This window comes from Phyllobacterium sp. MT110 (assembly GCF_058792715.1).
The window spans coordinates 1,036,869-1,059,221 of sequence record NZ_JBXAFE010000001.1 but is presented as its reverse complement, the minus strand read 5'-3'; the positions used below and the strand labels follow the sequence as shown (position 1 = coordinate 1,059,221).

Sequence of the window (22,353 nt, the reverse complement as noted above, 5' to 3'; positions counted from 1 at the left end):
GAAGGAACACCCATGCCGCTCTCCATGTACCAGATTTCAGTCCCGGTCTTTATCCGCGGGTTTTCGATCGTCTCGGCGCTGATTGCCAAGGCCGAATCCTATGCGCAGGAAAAGAAGATCGACCCTTCCGTGCTTGTCAGCGCGCGCCTGGCCCCCGACATGCTGCCCTTTTCGGGACAGATCCAACGGGCCAGTGACACGTCCAAGGCGACCATTGCCCGACTGACCGACGTCAAAGTGCCAAGCTTCCCCGACGATGAAGTGAGCTTTGCCGATCTGAAGGCGCGGATAGACAAGACCGTCGCCTTTCTGGAAGGCCTGGACACATCAGTGCTCGATGACAGCGAAAACCGCGAGGTTATCCTGAGCTTTGGTCCGCACAAGGCGCATCTGGGCGGCCATGACTACATGCTGCAGTTCGCGTTGCCGAACTTCTTTTTCCACGTCACCACCGCCCATGACATCCTGCGGCACAATGGGGTTCCCATCGGCAAGCTGGATTATCTGGGCGCCTACAGCAACTAAAAGAGAAGCCGTTAGCGCTGTCTTGCCTTGCGGGCAGCGTAGCGGCGATCGCGTTCCGCCTTGCGCTCGGCCTCATCGGCAACGACGCGGGCGATCCGGTTGCTTGACTCGGCCTGAAGCGCCTTTGCGGCGGCTTCTGCTGCTTCTGCCACGGCTGCCGCTTCCGCAAGCTTGCGGTCCCGTTCTTCCTGCTTTACGCGCTCGCGCTCTGCCTGCCGTGCCGCACGTGCCGCCGCAATGGCTTCCCGTTCCGCACGTTTTGCCTGCACCTCGGGATCAGTGGGCTTTGGTGCTTTTTCGAACTTTTTGAGAAGCAGTTGCTTGGCCTCGGCCGCCGCTTTGCGGCGATCAGCGAATTCATTGAGATGTTTCAAACCGGGGTAGTCCTTGTATGGGTCGTTTTGGATCTGCCGGAGGCGCGCCCGGCACCTGCCGTTTACGCTACAACGCACCGCATCACGCAGCGCCGCAGATAGACTTCCTGTAACCTACCCGGCTCGCCGTGACAATGAAAGCCCCGTCTAAAGACCAATTGAATTATCAAGATTTCCGGCTCATTGTAATATCTGGTGTCGATTGGCAAAAAGAACGTGAAAACCTTCGGGTCACGCACCATATCTCTGGAAACGATCAGGCGTCACAATCTGGCACCACGGACGGACGCCCATGGGAGAGCAACATGGCTCACTTTGAATATCAATTGCATGCCTTTGATCTTGATAGCAAATTTGGTTTTGCTGACGGCAATATGTTCGGCGCGCTGCTGCGCGAAAAACTCGGCAAGCTGGCGCCCAACAAGCGCGAGGTGCTGGTCGAATGCGTCAAACGCTTCCTGCTGCCGGCCATTCCGCGCCGGGTGCAGACAATGATTGTTGCCAAGGGCCATAACCCGATCCGGCTGGTTGCCGGCGAAACCATCGATGATGTCGAAGATGTTACGGTGGGCATCCGGGAAAAGGACGTGCTGCAGATTGCCCGCGAGCTTCTGCGCCGTGTCAAGTCCTAGACGGCTTCACTCCGGTCGCAGATCAAGTGTCCACGTCTGTCCAACAAGGTCGTGGCCGAAAGAATGGTGCCGTTCTTCCTCCACGAGCTTGAATCCGGCTTCCTGATAAATGCGCCGGGCTGAAAGCAGAAAGTCATTTGTCCAGAGGGTTAGCTTGTGATAGCCGACCGCCCGCGCCCGCTCGATGCAGGCGGCAACAAGCGCCGAGCCGATGCCCAATCCCCGCGCTGACGGTTCCACATAGAGCATGCGCAATTTGCCGACCTGCGGGTCGTCCGTGCGCATGAGAAAGACAGACCCGGCAATTTCACCATTCCGGTCGGCAATCCACGCCTGCTCCCGCGCCGGATCGAAATTTGCGATGAACCCGGACATGATGCCGGCAATCAGACCTTCAAACGTCCAATCCAGATTGTATTCCTTGTTGTAAAGATAGGCCTGCCTGTGAACGACCAGGCCAAGATCACCTGCCCTGGGAGCCCGCAACGTGTAGGCCGGCGCCGGGCTGACCGTTTCGGATCGATTGCCCAGTATGGAGCGGATCTCGCGCATGGATTGGGTCAAGCGGCTGACACGGGCTGTATCGAGCGGCGCAAGCACGGCATTGGCCCTCTCGATAGCGCTTCGGTCCAGCGCTGCGAAGGCAGCCTGCCCCTCCGGCGTCAGCGAGAGGATACGCAGCTTGGCGTGATCGGTGCTCACCGTGCTGCTGACAAGCTGGCGCGCTTTGAACCGTGCCAGTATCCGGCTGATCTGCGCGGTGTCCATATCGAGTATCCGCGAGAGGTCGGCAGCCGTTTTGACGGTGTCATTGTTGGCAAGTTCATAGAGAATGCGCGCTTCGGGAAGCGAAAACGGACTGTCGGTCAGATGCTCATCCAGCAGGCCGATAATGTGGGTATAGAAGCGATTGAACGTGCGTATTTCTGCGACCGGTTCCGACATCGGCCCATTCCTTTGCTGTTGACTGGCTTTAGTATTGACTCAGTCAACATTAAAAGGCAAGCGGTTGTCGTGCACAAACGGAAAGTGCCCGCGAACGGGCACCTTCATTGCCGGCGTGACTGGTCAATCAGTCAACGGCGACCATGACGTCGGAAGCCTTGACGACGGCATAGGCATTGTCGCCAACCTTCAGCTGCAACTCGTCAACGGCTTCGTTGGTGATTGATGCCGTGACGATTGAACCGCCGACATCGATGCGGACATGGGCCGTCGTTGCTCCCTTGGTCACTTCGACAACTGTCCCTTTCAGCCGATTGCGTGCACTGATCTTCATGGCGTTTCTCCTGTTGTTTGCCGCACTTTAGACGGGCGAATGCTGTTTACAAGAAGCAAAGGAAAAAGGCCCGGAAAACCGGGCCTTTTCTGCGTTCTCCCAAGAAAATTCATCGTCCGGCGAGTGCCTTGCCTTCCCGGTCAAGCGCGCTGAATTCCTCATCGGAAAGGCTGATCCTTGCGGCATCGACGTTTTCCTCAAGGTGTTTGACCTTGGATGTTCCCGGTATGGGCAAAATGACCGGGCTGCGCTTGAGCACCCATGCCAGGGCGATCTGGCCCGGCGTCGCCTTGTGACGGGCAGCGATGGTGTCCAGCAACGAGCCTGGCTTTGCCAGGTCACCCGCAGCCAGCGGGAACCAGGGTATGAAGCCGATTCCGTTCTGCGTGCAGTATTCCACGACATCCTCGCTTGCGCGATCAACGAGATTGTAGCGGTTCTGCACCGTTGCCACTTTGAAGAATTTCGAAGCGGCCTTGATCTCTTCAACGGACACCTCGCTCAGTCCGGCGTGGCGGATCACACCCGTGTCGAGCAGCGATTTCACAGCGCCGAACTGTTCGTCACGCGGTACTTTCGAGTCGATCCGGTGCAATTGCCAGAGACCGATCTGATCAACACCAAGCTGGCGAAGGCTCTTATGCGCCTCGTCGATCAGGTATTTCGGATCGCCCTTCGGCGTCCAACGGTCCGGTCCCTCGCGCGTAAGACCAGCCTTCGTGGCAACGAGAATGTCGCCATAGGGATGAAGGGCTTCCTTGATCAGAAGTTCTGAAACATCCGGACCATAGGAATTTGCCGTATCGATGAAGTTCACGCCAAGTTCCGGCAGGCGCTGCAAGGTGCGAATGGCTTCCGGCTTGTCGGCAGGCTCCCCCCAGATACCACGGCCAGTGACGCGCATGGCGCCAAAGCCAAGACGATTGATTTCGATATCACCGCCAATTCTGAATGTACCGGATTGGGATGCAATGGATTGGGACATTGTCACAGTTCTTTCGTTTGAATTGGAGTATTCGATGAAAGTCAGGAACGTCGGTTGCGCACGGAATGCGCGCAAGATCGTGAACGCACGCCACGGTGCGTCCTTGATACATATAGACCGCAACGGCAAAAGTTTAAGGTTTGAAGAAGCGCCCGCTCTCTTTACTCGTCACGAGATCGGCCAACAATTGCCATTGGCCGACACCCGAACGGCTTCATTCTAATTGAAATAGAAGGCGTAAGAGGCGAAATTTCCCTCGAAGATCGCCGTGATCTGGTTCCATTCGCCGCTGCTCATCACCGGGCCGTCCTGAAGATACGGCACGGCAGCCGGACCGGTGAGCCAGAGGATGAAATCAAACGGCCCTGGATCGTCGAAAACCTTGGCCAGATTGATGCCTTTGTCAAAGCGCCAATGGGGAACGAGGATCTTGCCATCCAGGGCCGCCTCGAATTGCGACAATACCGCGAGCCAGGCCTGGATGCGCTCCTGCGTGACATTGAAGGATGGCAGCACACCGCTCTTCTGCTTCGGGCCGGGCAGCCATTCGTGGTCGTCGTCGGTTTCCTTGTCGATGAGGGCCCAGGTTTCCCGGTTGAGTGCAATCACCTTCTTCAGATGAACGCGCACCTCGCTCCACATCGCCTTGTCGGCAACCGGCCAGCGGATGGTGTGAATGAGGGTTATGAAATCAGCGATGTCATCGGCCTGTGCCTTGTTCACCCCGAACATCGTATATTCGTCCGCGCCCCTGCCATTGACGGCCGACATGGTCGAGACAGCACGGGGAAACACCACGCTGAAGCTGCTGTTCCAGCTTTCGGAAAAATCATGGGAAAGCCATGCCTTGGCGACGGCCATCAGCAGATTGTCATAACCTTGCAGCCATTTCGCATCGGCGGTGTCGAAGCCGACAATGAAAGGCAGGGGATCGCCGTTTTCATTGGTATCCGAAATGGCACGGCCGATATGGTCTTCCGGCCCAACCTTGCCATCGCCGTTCCAGTCAAACCGGGCAACAGAAAGATCGACCTTCAACTTTGCCGGCTTGTCGCCAACGGCGGCAAGTGCCTTGTCGGCAGAATCGAGATCGGCAATGAACGTTGCGAGAATACCGCGGAATTGCTCATAGGTGATGGGTTCCGGATTGCCGTTTCTGGCGATTTGGCTGGCGCCCAGCCCCAGATACAATTCATAGCCATCCGATTTCGAACCAAATCCATGTTTGAAAAGCGATTGCGCCAGCTTTTCGAACGCGCGGGCGGTGCGCACAAGGCCCAGGCCCAGCTGCGCATCGGCATTGTTCGTCGCTTTCGCCGCCAAGGCCAGCAGTTGCTCATCGGCCTCGCCGATACGGCCATTGGCAAGATATTTCTGGAACAGCTCGGTCGCGGCATTGTCCGCCCGCGCTGCTGCTGAAAAAGCGAAGCAGGCAAAACTTGCCGCCATGATCAGGGAAATGAGTTTTTTCACGCAGATTTTCCGTTGTTGATGACATCGAACAGCGGATTGATAGGCCGGCGGAAAGCAAAAGTCTGTAAAATACAATCTTGTGGTGTGTTTATTCACCTATAGATTGCAACTTTCAGCGTGGCTGATCGTCATCCCTGGCAAAAAATGCCGTCTTTTCTGCCTCTGATTGCAGCACTTCCTGAGCCCGGTCAAGCGCGCGCATGGCGGCAAAAAGCACCTCCCGATCATGCTGGTGCGCCTCGAACAGCGCAACAAAGGCCGGGTTGGTGATTTCATGCGGTTTTGGTGCAGCTTTAGCCCGGTTCAAGCTGTCATCGGCGGTGCGCCTGGCCTTCTCCACGTGATGTCTGGCCGCATCAACATCCGACAAGCTCTTGAAATACTGGCTCATTGTGCGCTTTACCGCTTTCGATGAACGCCCGGCTGCGCTGGAGAGCAAAGCCTGCCTGCTCTGCTCTTCCAACGTATTCTTGCCGGCGCGGCCGGCAGATTTGCTGTTCAGGTCGGACACGTTTTTCATGGGCCATTCTTTGACGATTGGCCACAGCATAGGGCATGGCACCCCATGCTGAAACGAAAGCACGGTTAAAACTCCCGTCAAAACGGGCACCGGATTCCGGTTCTGCCACCTGTGCTAGAACCAGATTGCGCTTTGCCCGTCTCCCAACTCTGTGGGAGGCGGTCTGTCGATTCGCCTCGCGCCTGTCATCGCGAGGGTCTATGGGCGGCGGTCAATGCGAAATGCGGCGTCCCAACCGAGCGCATGGCGGGCTTTCCCGCTGTTGGCGACAACGTCCGTCTCGGTAACATTGTAGGCACCGCTTGCTCCGCGCTCGATAGCCTTGAGTGCTGCGCTGGCGGCCGCATCGACATGGACGCGCAAATCCGGATTGGCCGGCATGTCGACGCCGGTCCCCGGCCCGTAGAAAAAGCCGTAGCGCAGGACAATGCCCTCCATGCCGGGCTCGTTCAACACAGCCTGTTCCATGGCCGCGACACCGGCGACAGTCGTTGCACGGGGTTCTTCCGCGTGCAGATCAAGCGGATCCGTCTCGATGAACACACCGGGTTTCGGCGCGTAGGCCCAGGCGATACTCTGCGCGATGATACGCCCGACACCCGCGGCTTTTGCCGCCTGTACGAGATTGGCGGTTCCCTCGCTGCGGATGCGGGCATTGCGGCTGATGAAATCCTTCATCGCCGCTGGACTGACACCATGCGGCAAATCCGTGAGCTGATGTATGATCACATCGGGCTCGGCCTCAGCAACAACGGATTTGAGTTTTTCGGCGTCAAAAACATCGACAATGGCCGGCTCAACCCCGATCTGGCGCAAGGAAGCGGCCTTCTCGGCGCTTCGCGTGGTGCCGGTCACCACATATCCGGCCTCCACCAACAGCGGTGCAAGCCGCCTGCCAACCGCGCCGCTGGCGCCTGCGAGAAAGATTTTCCTGATCATGTGTCTGTCTCCTGTCATTGCCTGCAATTCGTCTTGCGCCACCAAGACGAGACAGCCCAATCGAACGTGACATGCCCCTCACACTTTTCGACCTAGACGGGTTCGAGCATGCCAAACCAGGCAACCAGCCCGAGCACGACAATGCCCAGTGCGATCTCCGTCAGGGTTCCGAGCCGTATGGCGCGTATGGAACCTGCCTCGCTGGTGCGCATGCGCGGCACGAAAACATACCGGTTGATCAGGGCCAGTCCGGTCAGCACCACAACCAGAATGATCTTCAGCACCAGCAAGGCCTGATAGGGGGATGTCCAATCAGCCGGCAGACGTCGAAGGACAAGCGTGGTATTGACCACGCCGGATGCGATCACCAATGCGACGGCCGCATGACCGGCCGACGAAAACCGCATGAGCGCCGTTCGCGCGGCCCCACGCCATTCCACCTGGCGCAACCGGCCAAGGATCAGCACGACCGGTATCAGCGCTCCGATCCACGCGCCGCCCGAGAGCACATGCACCATATCGTTGAAACGGTGGGCCGCGCCGATCCAACCCTCCCGCATTGTGGCATGGCCGGAAAATGCCAGGCTTGCCAGGAGCAGCCCCGAAGCCATGGCAAGAGCGATGCGCGCGCGGGGTGGCGACAGAGCCAATGCGGGCAACAAAAGCAGCGCCGCCGCGACCTGTATCGCCCAGCCGCGGCCGACACTTGTCTCAAGCAGCACGTCCCGGATGGTTCCGAGATCGACGGCATCGCTCCAGCCCTGCCCGATCATTCCAGCCTGCAGCGGCAGCGCGGCAAAGATCGTTCCGATAGCCAGAAAGACCGCGATCCCGCTCGCAGGACGCAGGCGCTCCCCGATCTCCAGCGCCAGGGGTTTGGGCACAAGCAGTGCGAGGTAGGCAAACGCGCCCCACAGGAACATCGTGGACGTATTGTGCACGAACCTGCACAGAACAAGCGTGGTCTCCAACCCCATCAGGGTTTGACGGTGAATGTATAGCTGCCCTTGGTCTTGTGACCGTCGGTGGAAAGTGCGGTCCAGTTCACGGTATATTCCCCCGACGCGAGGGGTGCCGACAGCGGAATGACCAGTGTCTTGTGGTTGTTGATCGACAGTTTGGCCTGCCCCGTCGATATGGTCGCCTTGCCCGGGCCGGTGATCGTTGCACCTGAGAATTTCAGGTTCAAACCCTCGGAAAACGTCAGATCGATCTCGACGGGCGAGACCTTCATGATGGCGTTTTCGGCCGGAACTGCCGATTCAAGATGGGCGTGCGCCAATACCTGCCCCAACAGGCCGGCATTAAGGACCGTTGCGACAGCAAAAATACGAATGAGCCGTGACATGAGAACTCCTGTGAGCGGGCGGATTTGACGGATCCGGAGAAAGGGTGCGACCGCGCGGCGAAAGCTAAGCCTGATTTTTGCCGGGATCATGGCAGAATCCCTGTGGGGCGCGACGGCACGCAGGCGGCAGCGCGTAGCATCCACCGGCGGCCGTCGCTGCTCATTTCCGTACAGCTGCGCGGCTCGACATCGATGCGCCAGAATGCGGAATCCGGTGCCTGCAACACGCTCAGAACAGCGGCGCGAATGACGGAAGCGTGTGTTACCACGACTGTGTGACCGCCATCATGCATATGCGCGCTCATCCAATCTGCAATCCTGACGAGAAAATCATGGATGGATTCGCCGCCATGCGGGGCCGAGGCGGGATTGTTCATCCAGTCCGTCACATCGTCCGGGTGAGCTTCGTGGACAGCGGCGAGTGTCCTCCCCGCCCATTTCCCGTAATCGATATCCGCCAACGCCGCATCGACAACGGATTCCAGACCCAGGGCATCGGCGGTTTGCCGGGCGCGCAGCGCCGGACTGGTCAAAACATGGTGCGCGCGGCGCAAATGCCCGGCAATGGCCTGCAGGTTTTGGGCTTCCCCGGGTTCAAGCGCTTCGTCGGCGGGGAAAGCACCTGTGCGGACCGCCGGTGTGGCGCCATGGCAAACAAGGGTCAACCGCGTGGCTCTGGCCAAAATATCCCTCAAAACCCTCAGGAGAAAACCGTAAACAGCCTGCAGACCGTTCATTGACAGTCTGCGGCGCGCACAGATATAACCGTGCTGTTGCGAGTTTGGAAGCCGGTGAAATTCCGGAGCGGTCGCGCCACTGTAATTAATCAGTCCTTTTTCACTGATTGAAAGCCAGACCCTGGCCGCAACATCATTTATTCCGTTAGTGAACGCGTCATTCTGGGAGAAAATTCATGTCCGATATCGCTCTTACGCCGTCAGCAGGCGTCACGCCCATTCCTCTTGGCGAAGTCTTGCCCTGGGCCATTTTCGGCGGGCTGATCATGCTGCTCGCAATCTATTTCATTGGTGCGGAAGAAGGTGCGATGTCGCTCTTCTCGGGCATGTATGTGCACGAATTCGTTCATGACGGCCGCCATCTCCTCGGTTTTCCCTGCCACTGAGGAAACGAAACAATGACAAGAGATCTTTTGATCCGCGGCATGATCGCAGGGGTCATCGCCGGGTTGTTGGCGTTCGGGTTTGCCCGGGTATTCGGCGAACCGCAGGTTGATCATGCCATTGCCTTCGAGGAAAAGATGAGCCAGGCGGCCGGCGCAGCGGCTGAACCGGAGCTTGTCACACGGGCGACACAGGCCGGCATCGGCCTGTTTACCGGCATTGTCGTCTACAGTGCCGCACTTGGCGGATTGTTCTCCCTGGTCTTTGCCTTCGTGCATGGCCGGGTCAGTTCCCTCAGCCCGCGTAGTACGGCGGCCCTGCTGGCGCTCGCAGGTTTTGTGGCAATTGTTCTCGTTCCCTGCATCAAGTACCCGATGAATCCGCCTGCGGTTGGCAGCCCGGATACCATCGGGGCCAGAACGGAACTGTTCTTCGTCATGCTGGTGGTTTCGCTCGGTGCCCTTGCGGCGGCTGTGGGTCTGGCAAAGCGCCTTTATGCCCAGCACGGCGCATGGAACGCGACATTGATGGCCGGTGCAGCCTATGTCGTGTTCATTGCGCTGGTGCAATACGCGCTTCCCGCCATCAATGAAGTTCCCGAACAGTTCTCACCGACCGTTCTCTGGAATTTCCGCGTCGCATCGCTGGGCATCCATGTGATCGTCTGGACAACGCTTGGTCTGCTCTTCGGCGCTTTGGCTGAACGGGTTCTGGCCGGACAGCGTCCGCGCTATCGCCTGCATGCGGCACGCTGAGCGCAGTCGCGCCATTTCTGAACGCCCGCGGGCGTTCAGGCTTCCGCTGCCGATGGGACTGTCATGAGACCGCAACGCTTCGATATCCCCATGGGATGCCCGGCAGGCTGGCTTCTGGCTCTGGTCGCATGCCTGTTCATGCTGCAAACCGCAAGCGGATGGGCGCACCGCAGCAGCGCCGGTACCGATACGTCGGGCATTTCCATTCCAAGCCTGTCCCATGGTGAAATGGCGGTTATCGCCGACTACCGCAAGCCGATCCTCGATCTGGCGGCCCGCATGACCCGCACCGATGAGAAATTCCGGCGGCTGCTGAACTACACCAATATCCAATACAGCTATTGTCTCTGGGGCATTGTCCCCGGCAGCATTGCGGATGAGCAAAGCCCGTTCAATGCCTGTTCGCACGCCTATCTTGCTGCGACGAAGGCTGTGCTTGTGTATATGCGTGACATGCCTGAACACCGGGACGCCGTCAGTACCCTGGTCTCCGATCTCGATGCCACACTTGTGCACAATGGCGGCTCTTTCGTCATGTGCCAGTATAGCGGCGATCCCTACAACACGGCTGACATCATCAGACCGCGTTGGGGCGATGTGCCTGGACACCTGACCAGCCTGTTTTCCTTCCTGGGATTCGCGATGCTGCTTGCTTCGGCGGTTTTTGCCCTCATCCGTCTGACACGCCCGCCACGACAGCCCGTCAACGCCTGATCAAGGCTATGGCCTTTAGGTCACACCGCGCATGTCTTGCCGCCAAACCCCAGATCGCCCTTTCCGCTGTGCGCGACTTGACGTAAGCCTGCTGTCCAGATCGTTTTGACCGTTTGAACGTTACTGCATTCCCTGCCCAAAGACGCTGAGAACCAAGGACACTTCATGCCCTCCTTTGATTATATCCGCCCCATCCTGCTGCTGCTCGGCTCAAATGTTTTCATGACATTTGCCTGGTATGGCCATCTCAAATTCGCGGACCGGCCGCTTTTCCTGGTCATCTTCATCAGCTGGATGATCGCCTTTGCCGAATACTGCCTTGCGGTACCGGCGAACCGCTACGGTCACGAGATCTATTCGGCCGCCCAGTTGAAGACCATCCAGGAAGTGATCACGCTTCTGGTCTTTGCCGGGTTTTCAGTGATGTATCTTGGTGAAAAAATCACGATCAACCACCTCGTCGGCTTCGCCATGATCTGCGGCGGCGCATTCTTCGTGTTCAAGGGGCCGCTCTAGGATCAAGTGGCCGTGCTGGGCTTGATGGCTCAAGCAGGAAGTATAGTTAGTCAGATAATTATACGATCGATAACGGGCAAAGACCACTTGCTATCCGTGGTGCGGCGTGCGATTGCGGCTATTTTCTGGAAATGCGGAGCGAGGATAGAACCGATTTCAACCGGATTCACGGAAGCCCGCCGATCGCCTCGGCCGGCATTCTTCCCCACAAAGGAAGTCATCAACAACGCGCCGCATTTATTTCTTGACTATTATAATCATATTTATCAATAATGTGTGATATTTAGAGCATTTAATACGCAGAATCCCATTCTCCCGGCCTGATTCAAACGTGATGACGTCCTTTGTTTTTTGCGTCTGTCCCGTATGAATTGGCGAAGTGGATTTTCATTTTGATGATTTTATTTTTAACAAGGAGATTTGAGCATGCCTGAAACGATAGTCTTGAAACCAATCATCATTAAAGCTTGGGAAGACAGTAGTCCCGGCAATTCATTCACCGGTTGGGCGGGGAGTAGACAGGGGGAAGTTCGCGCGTGGAACGACACGTATGATTCACGCACCACAGGATGATGCAAGAGTTGTTCACAAGAACAGTAAATCTCTTGCCGGGCACGAACTATGACATATCAATGCCAGGCTCCATTCCCATCTCCTGGGAGGGGCATTGATGCGGAAACTATTGAAATGGGTCCTGGGCGTAACGGGGACCATCGTGGCGGTGGTGTTCTTGTTTGCCGTATTTGTCGTCTATGGCATCCCATTGCTCAGGGACAGAACAACGCAATGCCCGGAGATGCCAACCGCAACAGTTAAGTACGGCATACTTTCTTACGTCACTAAAATTGCAAAAAATGGCTTTCAGTACGATGATCTCGAACTGGATGAGGATTTTGGATACAATTCTGGCATCCGCGGCTGGGAAGTCACGGTTTACGTTAAAAGTGATGGCAAGCGCATAGGACGATACTTCGCCACAATGGCCTGCGATGAAAGAGTAGAGCTTTCAGTTGATCAGACATTCAAGGCTGAATAAATGCAAAAACGGGATCGTACACGCGTACGATCCCGTTTGTACAAAATAGCAAGCTCTGGGAAAACCAACATTTAAATCCGCCGCTCAATCAGCGAACTGATGAATCAACGGCCCAGATCGTTCTTGGTGTTCTTGTAGATGTTCACACCCAGCTCGCGGATTTTCTTGCGCAGCGTGTTGCGGTTGAGCCCGAGCAGTTCCGCTGCTTTGATCTGGTTGCCATGGGTAGCGGTCAGGCATGAGAGGATGAGCGGGTATTCCACTTCCTCCAGCACGCGCTGGTAGAGCCCGACCGGCGGCAGATCATCGCCATAGGAGAGGAAGTAGCGCTGCATGTTGAGTTCCACCGCCTGAGCGATAGTGATGTCCTCGTTGGACATCGACGTCGAGGACGGTTCCGCCGGCCGCAGGTCGGCCTTGAGTTCCGCCTCGATTACATCCGCATTGATTTCTTCCTGCGGATAAAGCGCGGCGAGACGGCGCACCAGATTTTCCAGCTCGCGCACATTGCCGGCCCAGGGATAGCGGCGCATCAGGTCGAGGCCATCGGCGGTGATGCGTTTTTCCGGCAGGCCGTCCTTTGCCGCCATCTTGAAGAAATGCCGGACGAGATCGGGAATATCCTCGCCGCGCTCACGCAGCGGCGGCAGGCGCAGCGGCACCACGTTCAGACGATAATAGAGGTCCTCGCGGAACATGCCCTGATTGATCAGCGTCCGCAGATCCTTGTTTGTCGCGGCCACGATGCGTACATCGGTCTTGATCGGCGTCCGCCCGCCCACCGTCATATATTCGCCCTGCTGCAGTACGCGCAGCAGGCGTGTCTGTGCTTCCATCGGCATATCGCCGATTTCATCGAGGAACAGCGTGCCGCCATCCGCCTGTTCGAAGCGGCCGCTCGACCGGTTCTGCGCACCGGTGAACGCGCCCCGTTCATGGCCGAACAGTTCGGATTCGATCAGGTCGCGCGGAATGGCAGCCATGTTGATGGCGACGAACGGCCCCTTGCGGCGACGGCCATACTCATGCAGCGCCCGCGCCACCAACTCCTTGCCCGTGCCGGATTCACCTGAAATCATTACGGTCAGGTCGGTCTGCATCATGCGGGCAAGAACGCGGTAGATATCCTGCATGGCAGGGGAGCGGCCCACCAGAGGCATGGTATCCGGCTGTTCTTCATTGGCCCATTTTTCCGGCTTTTTCTTCGGTTCAGCCAAGGCACGGCCGACAATGCTGACAAGCTCGGTCAGATCGAATGGCTTTGGCAGATATTCATAGGCCCCCGCCTCGGAAGCGCGGATCGCCGTCATGAAAGTGTTCTGCGCGCTCATGACGATAACAGGCAGATCGGGGCGCGATTTCTTGATGCGTGGCAGAAGGTCGAAAGCATTTTCATCGGGCATCACCACATCGGTGATGACAAGATCGCCGTCACCGGCGGAAATCCAGCGCCACAGGGTGGCTGCATTGGAGGTGATGCGCACATCGTAACCGGCACGTGACAGCGCCTGATTGAGGACTGTTCTGATTGCCGCGTCGTCATCCGCAACGAGAATGCTGCCCAAGCTCATGATCAGAATCCTGCCTTTTTCGATATAATCATTTCATCCGCATGGTCGTCGTCCGACGGATCGCTCTGCCATGCGGGCATCAGAATGCGGAATGTCGTCTTGCGCGGTACGGAATCGCATTCGATGACACCGCCATGATCGCCAACGATTTTTGCAACGAGCGCCAGGCCGAGACCCGAGCCGTTCGGCTTGGTCGTGATGAACGGATCAAAGAGATGCGGCATGATATCCGGTGAAACGCCTGAACCGGTATCCTGCACGCAGAATTCGAGTGGCAGGGATACCCGGTTGCGGATGCCCGGAATCGACAGGCGGATACCGGGGCGAAAGGCGGTCGACAGCGTGATCTCGCCCGGCTCGCTCGTGCCGATGGATTCCGCCGCATTCTTCACCAGATTCAGGAACACCTGTACCAGCTGATCACGATTGGCAAAAACATAAGGCAGCGACGGATCATAATCCTCATGGAACTTGATGTGGCTGGCAAAACCGTTTCTGGCGATGGCTTTGACGTGATCCAGCACGACATGGATGTTCACGGCCTCACGCTCGATCGGGCGCTCGTCGGAAAACACTTCCATGCGGTCGACAAGCGAGACGATCCGGTCGGTCTCGTCGGTGATCAGCCGCGTCAGCGCGCGGTCATCATCGTTGAGACCGGTTTCCAGCAGCTGCGCCGCACCGCGAATACCCGACAGCGGGTTCTTGATTTCGTGCGCCAGCATGGATGCAAGGCCGGTCACCGAGCGGGCAGCGCCGCGATGGGTCATCTGCCGGTCGAGCTTTTCCGCCATTGACCGCTCCTTGAACAGGATGACGATCGATCCCGGCGCTTCGCTGACCGGCGTGACGTAGAGATCGACAATGCGATCCTGTCCGAGGCGCGGCGACGAAACATCGACGCGATATTCATTGACGGGCGACGGGCTTTCCCGCACCTGCTTGACCAGAGCCAGCAACGGGCTGCCGAATGGCAGCAGCATTTCCAGCGTGTTACGGCTCAATATGCTGGCGCTGGAGCGGAAAAACGCTTCCGCATCGGAATTGGCATAGGAAATATGCCCGCTTTCATCGAGCATGATCACCGGATGGCGGATCGCATTGAGAACGATCCCGGCCAGTTTGTCGTCCATCGCAACATTGTCTGCCGATGTCATCATGCAACCTTCTTCATGTCATGTTCGTCCGGCCGCGCGAGTGCGGCATGCAGGCGCCCGGCAACCAGACGCGGATTGGTTTCGGTCATGATCGACGCGCGTTCAGCCGCGCTGATATCGACACCGTGCTTTTCCAGATACCAGCCGAGATGCTTGCGCGCATGGCGAATGCCGGTCGGCTCGCCGTAATGGGCCAGCATCGCCTCGTAATGCGCGACCGCATAATCGGCGATCAAGCCTGTGTTCTGCCCGGTCTGCACGCCATGAACGATCGTCCCGGGCAGCCAGGGCTGCCCATAGGAGCCACGTCCGACCATGACCGCATCGGCTCCCGACGCCTCGAGAATGCCATTGGCATCGTCGCGGTTCAACACATCACCATTGGCAACAAGCGGGATGGAGACGGCCGCCTTGACGGCACGGATGGCATGCCAGTCCGCCTTGCCCTCATAGAACTGGCAGCGCGTGCGCCCATGCACCGTCACCATCTGCACACCTGCCTGTTCGGCACGGGCGGCAAGTTCCGGCGCATTGATCGTGTCGTCATCCCAGCCCAGGCGCATTTTCAGCGTCACGGGAATATTTACCGCACCAATGGTCGCCTCGATCAGCGTCAGGGCATGGTCGAGATCGCGCATCAGGGCTGAACCGGAAAAACCGCCCGTCACCTTCTTGGCCGGGCAGCCCATATTGATATCGATGATATGCGCGCCCTCGCCTTCGGCAATGCGCGCGGCTTCCGCCATCCACTTCGTTTCGCGTCCGGCGATCTGCACCACATGGGTGCCGAGACCGTCTCCGCGCAGCCGCAGCAGGTTGCCGCGCTCGCGCGTGCACAGCTCGGCGCTGGCAACCATTTCGGACACGACCATGCCTGCGCCGGCCTTCCACGCCAGCTGGCGGAACGGCAGGTCGGACACACCGGACATCGGCGCAAGGAACACCCGGTTACGCAGCTGCACGCCGCCTATCTCGAGTGGTTGATTCAGATCGATCACGTCACTATTGCCTGTTTCGTATGCAATTTTCCAATCGCCTATCCTTTAGACAGGAACACCGGACTAGGCAAGGCAAAGAGCACCTCGAATGGACGAGATTTCGTTTAAACCTCTGGTCTTTCGCCTCGGCAAGAGGTAACGCAGTCTGGAGTTACGGAGAGAAGTGTGGCGGCAGGTACAAACGACAAGCAGATGCGGGTGGCAGCCGTCATTGTGGCGGCTGGTCGCGGGGAACGCGCGGGCCAAAGCGTTGAAGGACCAAAGCAATACCGCAAGATCGGCGGTGAAGCGGTTCTGGCGCATACGCTGCGGGCCTTTCTCGGCTGCCCGTTCATCGACGATGTCGTCGTGGTCATCCACAAGGAAGACGAATCCCTCTTCGCCCAGGCGGCAGGAGACTATGCGGCACGGGTCACATGCGTAACCGGAGGGCCGACGCGGCAGGAATCAACCCGGCTTGGCCTGCTCGCCCTGAAGGACCAGGCGCCGGACCACGTGCTCATCCATGACGGCGTGCGGCCGTTCATCTCCGCCGACCTGCTCGAGCGGGTTATTTTCAACCTGACGCCGCATATCGGTGTCCTGCCGGTGCTTGCCGTCTCCGATACGCTGAAAGCAGCGGGCCATGATGCCATGGTCAGCGCCACGGTGCCGCGCGCCGGGCTTTATGCGGCACAGACGCCGCAGGCCTTCCCCTATGGGCCGATCATGGCGGCGCATGATGCGGCGTTTGCCATCGGCCGTTCCGATTTCACCGATGATTCCGCCATTGCCGAGTGGCAGGGCCTGCCGGTGCGGATTGTCGAGGGATCGGCTGACAATACCAAACTCACCTGGGCAAAGGATATCGATATGGCTGATGACCGTCTGTCGCAAAGGCATGCCGCCTTCCCGGATGTGCGCACGGGCAACGGCTATGACGTGCATTCTTTCGAGCCCGGCAATGGCGTGACGCTCGCCGGCGTCTTCATCGAACATGACCGCAAGCTCAATGGCCACTCCGATGCGGATGTTGCCTTGCATGCACTGACCGATGCTTTGCTGGCCACGCGCGGCGCGGGGGATATCGGCACGCATTTCCCGCCGTCCGACCCGCAATGGAAGGGTGCCGCCTCGCATATTTTCGTCGAGCATGCCGTGAAAATCGTCAAGGCGGCGGGCGGGCGCATCGCCAATGCAGATATCACCCTGATCTGCGAGGAACCGAAAGTCGGCCCGCACCGCGAGGCGATGACCGCGGCCCTGTCGAAAATGCTCGGGATTACGCCCGATCGCGTGTCGGTCAAGGCGACGACCAATGAAAAGATGGGCTTTATCGGCCGCAAGGAAGGCATCGCCGCCATCGCCACGGCATCGGTGATCTATCCGGGAGGATTGCCGGAATGAGCGGACTGATTGCAGAGGCAAAAGCCATCGCGGTTCTGCAAGCCTGCCGCGCCAGGGGCATTCTGCTGGCCACGGCGGAATCCTGCACCGGGGGGCTGATTGTGGCATCGCTCACCGATATCGGCGGGTCATCCGATGTGGTGGATCGCGGCTTCATCACCTATTCCAACGAAGCCAAACACGCGATGCTCGGCATTCCCATGGAAGTGATCGCTGCCCATGGCGCCGTATCGGAGGAAGTGGCGCTGGCCATGGCCGCGGGCGCATTGCAACACTCCCGCGCCGGCATTGCCGTGGCGGTGACGGGTGTTGCAGGTCCGGGCGGCGGATCGGCGGCCAAGCCGGTTGGTCTCGTCTGGTTCGGCGTCGCTCTCAAGGGTCAGGCGCCGCAGGCTGTGCGGCATGTTTTTCCCGATCAGGGGCGCGCGGGCATCCGGCAAAACGCCGTCGAAACGGCGCTCGATCTGGTGTTGAAGACGATCGCCTGACGTCAGGTGCGCGACACTCGGAACGCCATGCCGATGGAATCCGGCGTCACCGGCTCGAAGCCGAATTTTGCATAGAGATGTTTGGCCGGGCCATCGGCGATGAGGCTGACATAGGCGCCATCAGGCGCTTCCGCCGCCACATGGTCCATCAGCGCAGCCATGATCTTCTTGCCAAGCCCGCGCGCCTGATGGGCGGGATCAACCGCAATGTCCACTACCTGATAGAAGCAGCCGCGATCCCCGACGATGCGGCCCATGCCGACTGCCTTGCCGTCCAGTGTCACCGTCACGCCGCAGACCGTGTTGGGAAGACCGATGAGAGCCGCCTCACGGCTCTTCGGACTCAAACCGGAAATCACCCGCAACCGGCAATAGTCGTCAACGGATGGTGCTTCCCCGTGAAGGGTGTAATCGGGCTCAACGCCACTCATCATTCTCTCCCAAGCTGGTTGCGCCGCAGTTCTAGCTGAATCGTCCCGCTGCGATCAATCATCCGATGCGCGGAAACTTGCCATTCTTGACATCATCACCGCCAGCATGGGATATCGGTTCCATGATCGAGCATGACGTTTTGATTGTTGCGCGGGTTGCCGGCATCCCAACAGGCGGGATGCAGGGACTTCGTGCACGCTGATCCAAAAGCGCAACGCGTCACCAGCAAACCCCGCCGGCAACGGACGGGGCTTTTTTATGGTGCGCGCCGTCCATCGGCATCAAGATGGAGAACACGATGACACAGAATATCTATGACACGCCGGCCTTCTTCGAAGGCTACAGCCAGTTGGGCCGCTCGGTGGGCGGTCTTGCGAGCGCTGCCGAATGGCCTGCCCTGCAGGCGCTGATGCCAGACCTTCACGGCCTGCGCGCCGTGGATCTTGGTTGCGGTTTTGGCTGGTTTGCCCGCTGGGCGCGCGAGAACGGTGCCGCAGAGGTGCTGGGCCTCGATGTTTCGGAAAACATGCTGGCGCGGGCGCGATCAATGTCGACAGATGCGGCCATTCGTTATGACAGAGCCGATCTGGAGGTGCTTGACTTGCCCGAGGCAGCGTTTGATCTTGCCTACAGTTCACTCACCCTGCATTATATCGACAATCTGGCCGGGCTGTTCCGGACCGTTCACAAGGCACTCGTTCCTGGCGCGACATTCATCTTCTCGACGGAACATCCCATCTTTATGGCACCATCCCGTCCCGGCTGGTCGATTGATGCGGAAGGCCGCAAATCCTGGCCCATCGACGGCTATCTGGTCGAGGGACCGCGTGTGACCGACTGGCTGGCCAAAGGCGTCATCAAACAGCATCGGACAATCGGCACCATCCTCAATCTGCTGATGAAGGCGGGTTTCACCATCTCCCACGTGGAAGAATGGAAGCCGACGAAAGAACAGATCATCGCGAGGCCCGAGCTTGCCGAGGAGCTGGAGCGGCCGATGTTCCTGCTGGTTGCCGCACAGCGCTAAAAGCCGCAAGACGCCGTTTAATCGGGAGAAATCCGGGGGCTTCCAATGGCGCCCCGATTTTGATACGGCTCAGCGCGGAAGAGTTTTTGCCCCGCCTGGAGTCTCATTTTGCCATCGTAAAGACCGGTCTCGCCTGTATTACCCTGTGCTGCTGACGACGCGCGTTGCGTTCCGGCAGTGCTGACACATGTTCAGCGGGTGGCAGAGTTAGAGGCCGGTTGGCAATTCAAGCGTGTGCTTTGCGCAGACGCATCGGCCCAAAACTCTTCCCATCCCCGAACACGCCACACCGCGCTCAGTCCATGACTGTCTGACAGCCTTCTTGCTGAACTTCCAAAAGGAAGATCAAGACGGCATGTCCAATACTCTCTGTGTCCAATGGACCATTGTTCCACGAACGGCTCCCCAGCCTCGCATCGCCTGCAGCCATTGCCGCGGCGTGCGGCCCTTCCAATCCAGCGGCAAGGCCCGGCTCAACGCCAATGGCCGCAAACTCGATGCCTGGCTCATCTACAAGTGCACGGTCTGCGACAATACGTGGAACCGCACGATTTTCGAGCGCAGGCATGTCCGGGATATCGACCTGCAAACCCTTGCAGCGCTTCAGACCAGCGATCCGGAATGGCTCAACCGTCTGGCATTCAATCCAATGGGGTTGAAGGCAATGGAGGTCACGGAGTTCTCGGATGTTACCGTCAGGAAGCAGGTTCTATCCCACGCGCCGGATGTAACCCATCTGTCGATTGAACTCATACTGCCACTGACAGCAACCGTGCGCCTCGATCGGCTTCTGGCGTCGGAACTGGCTTTGTCCCGCAGCCGGATACAGACACTCGAAAGCGACGGTCTGCTGTCCACGGTACCGTCCCGCCGCAACATTCTGCGTAAAAGCGTTGGAGACGGTCTGGTCGTTCTCCTGGATATTTCCGACGAACCAGAGCGCGGCAGGATTATCGATGCGGCAAGCAGACAGGTGAACGGCTGAAACAGCACACCCTACGGCGGCGATTCCTGCGCTGTGGGGTGCTTTAGTTATCCGGCAAATCAAAAGATGGTTTGTGTTATGAATCGCGGCCGTAAATCTGGTCGGCGCGTTTTTCAAAGGCCTCGGTGAATTTCCGGAAGGCAATATCGAACATCGACCCCATCAAAAAACCGAGCGTGCGGCTTTTGAATTCATAATCGATGTAGAATTTGACCTCGGAATGTTCCGGGTTTGCGGAGGGAACGAACTGCCATTTGTTGTCGAGATAGCGGAACGGCCCGTCGACATATTTGGTCTCGATCACCTTCTCGTCCGGCTTGAGCAGGACCTGACTGGTAAATGTCTCGCGGATCAGCTTGTAGCCTACGGTCATATCGGCGATGAGCAGCGTCTTGCCGTCCCGCTCCTTGCGTGAGCGCACCTTCAGGCTTTCGCACATCGGCAGGAACTGCGGATAGCTTTCCACATCCGCCACCAGATCGAACATCTGCTCGGCCCGATGCACCACGGGGCGTGTCGTATCGAATTTCGGCATTCAGTCAGCTTCTGTTGGCGTGCAGCGCCTCGCGTGCAGCCTTCAGCTTGGCGAAATCATCACCCGCATGGTGCGACGAGCGTGTCAGCGGGCTCGATGCAACCACCAGGAAGCCCTTGGTCTTGGCGATGGTCGCATAGGACTTGAATTCGTCTGGCGTGACGTAATTGAGAACCGGATGATGCTTGCGCGTCGGCTGCAGGTACTGGCCGATGGTCATGAAGTCGACATTGGCCGAACGCAGGTCGTCCATCAGCTGCAGCACTTCGTTACGCTCTTCGCCGAGGCCGACCATGATGCCGGATTTGGTGAAGATGGTCGGATCGAGTTCCTTCACCCGCTGCAGCAGGCGGATGGAATGGAAATAACGGGCACCCGGACGCACCTTGAGATAGTTGGAAGGCACTGTTTCCAGATTGTGGTTGAACACGTCGGGGCGCGCGGCAACGACGATCTCAAGCGCACCGTCCTTGCGCAGGAAATCCGGCGTAAGGATTTCAACCGTTGTGCCGGGAGAAATCGCGCGGATCGCGTTGATGACGTCGGCAAAATGCTGGGCGCCGCCATCGGGAAGATCGTCGCGGTCGACCGAGGTGATGACCACATGGGTCAGGCCCATCTTCTTGACGGCTTTGCCGACATTTTCCGGCTCGTTCGGATCAAGCGCCGTCGGCAATCCCGTTGCGACGTTGCAGAACGCGCAGGCACGGGTGCAGATCTCGCCCATGATCATGAAGGTGGCGTGCTTCTTGTCCCAGCACTCGCCGATATTCGGGCAACCGGCCTCTTCGCACACGGTCACGAGGCTGTGCGAGCGCACGATCTCGCGCGTCTCGGCATAGCCCTTGGAGACTGGCGCCTTGACGCGAATCCAGTCCGGCTTCTTCAGAATTTCCGTATCCGGACGATGCGCCTTTTCCGGATGCCGCAGGCGCCGCTTTTGATCGATCGTATCGAGAACCGTTACCATCAGGACTTCCTAGTTTAATTCGAGGATCTGGCTTTGCCAAAAATCCACAGAATGATAATCGCGCCCGCCGTCGCAACAATCAGATTTCCAAAAAAGCCGTAAAAGTTGAAATTCAACAATCCGGCCAGCGTGCCACCGACGAACGATCCGGCAATACCAACAAGAATATTGGTGAACAAGCCATGATTGCGGCTCATCGCCTTTTCCGCGATATATCCGGCGATGAAGCCAATGACCAGCATCCCGAAGAAACCGACACCGGGCATGCTCATGATACCGACTGGCTGATCCATCTTCCCTCGCTCGCCCTATCGTCCTGATGCAATCGCAATGGCACGAAACACCAGAGCCCATATAGCACCGAAAAGAAAACCACCCAACCCGCAGGCAAAAGTCACTACCCACACACCGGTCCAGCCGCCGATGGCCGTGCCATTGATGGATATGGTGTTGCCGGAAACCAGACTCAAGGCAGACGCAGCAAACCCCAGCCCAAAGCCGATCAGGGTCGACCATTTGAGGATTGCCCATGACAGGCGGATCCAGGGTTTGCTGTCCTTGATGGTGACCAACGGACCGGAATTCCT

Annotated in this window: 29 protein-coding genes and 1 riboswitch; of the genes, 11 read left to right on the top strand and 18 right to left on the bottom strand. The window is 58.3% G+C overall.

Going from position 1 to position 22,353, the window contains the following annotated elements; genetic code table 11:
• The first annotated feature begins 12 nt into the window (after positions 1–12).
• Positions 13–525 (top strand): DUF1993 domain-containing protein, encoded by a 513-nt coding sequence (locus AC1Q5O_RS05525; RefSeq protein ID WP_492562076.1) that lies wholly within the window; start codon positions 13–15, stop codon positions 523–525.
• 11 nt (positions 526–536) lie between these two features.
• On the opposite strand, the gene AC1Q5O_RS05520 is transcribed toward AC1Q5O_RS05525, so the two are convergent.
• Positions 537–899, bottom strand: a complete 363-nt coding sequence (locus tag AC1Q5O_RS05520; RefSeq protein ID WP_464660290.1) for a DUF6481 family protein — start codon at positions 897–899, stop codon at positions 537–539.
• A 134-nt stretch (positions 900–1,033) separates the two neighbouring features.
• Here AC1Q5O_RS05520 and AC1Q5O_RS05515 point away from each other — a divergent pair, with 134 nt between their 5' ends.
• Positions 1,034–1,531, top strand: coding sequence for a hypothetical protein (locus AC1Q5O_RS05515; protein WP_492562075.1), 498 nt, complete (start codon positions 1,034–1,036; stop codon positions 1,529–1,531).
• Positions 1,532–1,537: 6 nt separating this feature from the next.
• Here AC1Q5O_RS05515 and AC1Q5O_RS05510 read toward each other — a convergent pair whose 3' ends face one another.
• The 9 genes from AC1Q5O_RS05510 to AC1Q5O_RS05470 all read right to left on the bottom strand — a co-directional run bounded on the left by AC1Q5O_RS05510 (position 1,538) and on the right by AC1Q5O_RS05470 (position 8,812).
• Positions 1,538–2,476 carry a bifunctional helix-turn-helix transcriptional regulator/GNAT family N-acetyltransferase gene (locus AC1Q5O_RS05510; RefSeq protein WP_492562074.1) on the bottom strand — a complete coding sequence of 313 codons (939 nt, stop codon included), beginning with the start codon at positions 2,474–2,476 and terminating at the stop codon, positions 1,538–1,540.
• Between the two features lie 127 nt (positions 2,477–2,603).
• On the bottom strand, positions 2,604–2,810 hold the full coding sequence (locus AC1Q5O_RS05505; protein WP_492562073.1) for a TOBE domain-containing protein: 207 nt from the start codon (positions 2,808–2,810) through the stop codon (positions 2,604–2,606).
• Between the two features lie 109 nt (positions 2,811–2,919).
• Positions 2,920–3,795 carry an aldo/keto reductase gene (locus AC1Q5O_RS05500; protein ID WP_492562072.1) on the bottom strand — a complete coding sequence of 292 codons (876 nt, stop codon included), beginning with the start codon at positions 3,793–3,795 and terminating at the stop codon, positions 2,920–2,922.
• 219 nt (positions 3,796–4,014) lie between these two features.
• Positions 4,015–5,268, bottom strand: coding sequence for a hypothetical protein (locus tag AC1Q5O_RS05495; protein ID WP_492562071.1), 1,254 nt, complete (start codon positions 5,266–5,268; stop codon positions 4,015–4,017).
• 112 nt (positions 5,269–5,380) lie between these two features.
• The gene (locus tag AC1Q5O_RS05490; protein ID WP_492562070.1) at positions 5,381–5,878 is read right to left on the bottom strand and encodes a hypothetical protein; all 498 of its coding nucleotides are present in this window, start codon (positions 5,876–5,878) and stop codon (positions 5,381–5,383) included.
• 108 nt (positions 5,879–5,986) lie between these two features.
• Complete coding sequence (locus AC1Q5O_RS05485; RefSeq protein ID WP_492562069.1) at positions 5,987–6,727, bottom strand: NAD-dependent epimerase/dehydratase family protein; 741 nt, start codon at positions 6,725–6,727, stop codon at positions 5,987–5,989.
• A 92-nt stretch (positions 6,728–6,819) separates the two neighbouring features.
• The gene (copD, locus tag AC1Q5O_RS05480) at positions 6,820–7,704 is read right to left on the bottom strand and encodes a copper homeostasis membrane protein CopD (RefSeq protein WP_492562068.1); all 885 of its coding nucleotides are present in this window, start codon (positions 7,702–7,704) and stop codon (positions 6,820–6,822) included.
• Positions 7,704–8,075: a copper homeostasis periplasmic binding protein CopC gene (gene copC / locus AC1Q5O_RS05475; protein ID WP_492562067.1), complete on the bottom strand. Its 372-nt coding sequence runs from the start codon at positions 8,073–8,075 to the stop codon at positions 7,704–7,706. The genes copD and copC overlap by 1 nt, the downstream gene beginning before the upstream one ends.
• 86 nt (positions 8,076–8,161) lie before the next feature.
• Complete coding sequence (locus tag AC1Q5O_RS05470) at positions 8,162–8,812, bottom strand: histidine phosphatase family protein (RefSeq protein ID WP_492562066.1); 651 nt, start codon at positions 8,810–8,812, stop codon at positions 8,162–8,164.
• A riboswitch (cobalamin riboswitch) is annotated at positions 8,806–8,956 on the top strand. It overlaps the preceding gene by 7 nt.
• 32 nt (positions 8,957–8,988) lie before the next feature.
• Between AC1Q5O_RS05470 and AC1Q5O_RS05465 the strand changes: the two genes are divergently transcribed.
• The 5 genes from AC1Q5O_RS05465 (at position 8,989) to AC1Q5O_RS05445 (ending at position 12,217) form a co-directional block, all read left to right on the top strand.
• Positions 8,989–9,198, top strand: a complete 210-nt coding sequence (locus AC1Q5O_RS05465; RefSeq protein ID WP_130269314.1) for a CbtB domain-containing protein — start codon at positions 8,989–8,991, stop codon at positions 9,196–9,198.
• 12 nt (positions 9,199–9,210) lie between these two features.
• Entirely contained in the window at positions 9,211–9,951 is a 741-nt protein-coding gene (locus AC1Q5O_RS05460) for a CbtA family protein (RefSeq protein WP_492562065.1), read from the top strand.
• Positions 9,952–10,014: 63 nt separating this feature from the next.
• Positions 10,015–10,665: a hypothetical protein gene (locus AC1Q5O_RS05455; RefSeq protein ID WP_492562064.1), complete on the top strand. Its 651-nt coding sequence runs from the start codon at positions 10,015–10,017 to the stop codon at positions 10,663–10,665.
• Positions 10,666–10,830: 165 nt separating this feature from the next.
• Positions 10,831–11,181, top strand: a complete 351-nt coding sequence (locus tag AC1Q5O_RS05450) for a DMT family protein (protein ID WP_463012938.1) — start codon at positions 10,831–10,833, stop codon at positions 11,179–11,181.
• 670 nt (positions 11,182–11,851) lie between these two features.
• The gene (locus AC1Q5O_RS05445; protein ID WP_492562063.1) at positions 11,852–12,217 is read left to right on the top strand and encodes a hypothetical protein; all 366 of its coding nucleotides are present in this window, start codon (positions 11,852–11,854) and stop codon (positions 12,215–12,217) included.
• 104 nt (positions 12,218–12,321) lie between these two features.
• On the opposite strand, the gene ntrC is transcribed toward AC1Q5O_RS05445, so the two are convergent.
• From ntrC to dusB, 3 genes are read right to left on the bottom strand one after another with little or no spacing between them, the layout of a single operon-like run.
• Positions 12,322–13,788 carry a nitrogen regulation protein NR(I) gene (gene ntrC, locus AC1Q5O_RS05440; RefSeq protein WP_223614990.1) on the bottom strand — a complete coding sequence of 489 codons (1,467 nt, stop codon included), beginning with the start codon at positions 13,786–13,788 and terminating at the stop codon, positions 12,322–12,324.
• Between the two features lie 2 nt (positions 13,789–13,790).
• Positions 13,791–14,948, bottom strand: a complete 1,158-nt coding sequence (locus tag AC1Q5O_RS05435; RefSeq protein ID WP_492562062.1) for a two-component system sensor histidine kinase NtrB — start codon at positions 14,946–14,948, stop codon at positions 13,791–13,793.
• Positions 14,945–15,943, bottom strand: coding sequence for a tRNA dihydrouridine synthase DusB (gene dusB / locus AC1Q5O_RS05430; RefSeq protein WP_492562061.1), 999 nt, complete (start codon positions 15,941–15,943; stop codon positions 14,945–14,947). The genes AC1Q5O_RS05435 and dusB overlap by 4 nt, the downstream gene beginning before the upstream one ends.
• 192 nt (positions 15,944–16,135) lie before the next feature.
• Between dusB and AC1Q5O_RS05425 the strand changes: the two genes are divergently transcribed.
• Both AC1Q5O_RS05425 and AC1Q5O_RS05420 read left to right on the top strand, forming a co-directional pair.
• Positions 16,136–17,329, top strand: a complete 1,194-nt coding sequence (locus AC1Q5O_RS05425; protein ID WP_223615209.1) for a bifunctional 2-C-methyl-D-erythritol 4-phosphate cytidylyltransferase/2-C-methyl-D-erythritol 2,4-cyclodiphosphate synthase — start codon at positions 16,136–16,138, stop codon at positions 17,327–17,329.
• On the top strand, positions 17,326–17,817 hold the full coding sequence (locus tag AC1Q5O_RS05420; RefSeq protein ID WP_492562060.1) for a CinA family protein: 492 nt from the start codon (positions 17,326–17,328) through the stop codon (positions 17,815–17,817). The genes AC1Q5O_RS05425 and AC1Q5O_RS05420 overlap by 4 nt, the downstream gene beginning before the upstream one ends.
• A 2-nt stretch (positions 17,818–17,819) precedes the next feature.
• Here AC1Q5O_RS05420 and AC1Q5O_RS05415 read toward each other — a convergent pair whose 3' ends face one another.
• Positions 17,820–18,248, bottom strand: a complete 429-nt coding sequence (locus AC1Q5O_RS05415; RefSeq protein ID WP_492562059.1) for a GNAT family N-acetyltransferase — start codon at positions 18,246–18,248, stop codon at positions 17,820–17,822.
• A 299-nt stretch (positions 18,249–18,547) separates the two neighbouring features.
• On the opposite strand from AC1Q5O_RS05415, the gene AC1Q5O_RS05410 reads away from it, so the two are divergent.
• Complete coding sequence (locus AC1Q5O_RS05410) at positions 18,548–19,276, top strand: class I SAM-dependent methyltransferase (RefSeq protein WP_492562058.1); 729 nt, start codon at positions 18,548–18,550, stop codon at positions 19,274–19,276.
• A gap of 355 nt (positions 19,277–19,631) precedes the next feature.
• Complete coding sequence (locus AC1Q5O_RS05405) at positions 19,632–20,261, top strand: DUF1062 domain-containing protein (protein ID WP_492562057.1); 630 nt, start codon at positions 19,632–19,634, stop codon at positions 20,259–20,261.
• 76 nt (positions 20,262–20,337) lie between these two features.
• Here AC1Q5O_RS05405 and AC1Q5O_RS05400 read toward each other — a convergent pair whose 3' ends face one another.
• The 4 genes from AC1Q5O_RS05400 to AC1Q5O_RS05385 are packed head-to-tail and all read right to left on the bottom strand — an operon-like array spanning position 20,338 to position 22,338.
• A complete protein-coding gene (locus tag AC1Q5O_RS05400) occupies positions 20,338–20,796 on the bottom strand; it encodes a type II toxin-antitoxin system RatA family toxin (protein WP_105732851.1) in 459 nt (152 codons plus the stop codon).
• Between the two features lie 4 nt (positions 20,797–20,800).
• Positions 20,801–21,766, bottom strand: a complete 966-nt coding sequence (gene lipA, locus AC1Q5O_RS05395) for a lipoyl synthase (protein ID WP_130269307.1) — start codon at positions 21,764–21,766, stop codon at positions 20,801–20,803.
• Positions 21,767–21,780: 14 nt separating this feature from the next.
• Positions 21,781–22,059: a GlsB/YeaQ/YmgE family stress response membrane protein gene (locus AC1Q5O_RS05390; RefSeq protein ID WP_223614997.1), complete on the bottom strand. Its 279-nt coding sequence runs from the start codon at positions 22,057–22,059 to the stop codon at positions 21,781–21,783.
• A 15-nt stretch (positions 22,060–22,074) separates the two neighbouring features.
• Positions 22,075–22,338 carry a hypothetical protein gene (locus AC1Q5O_RS05385; RefSeq protein WP_403174018.1) on the bottom strand — a complete coding sequence of 88 codons (264 nt, stop codon included), beginning with the start codon at positions 22,336–22,338 and terminating at the stop codon, positions 22,075–22,077.
• Between the last annotated feature and the right edge of the window lie 15 nt (positions 22,339–22,353).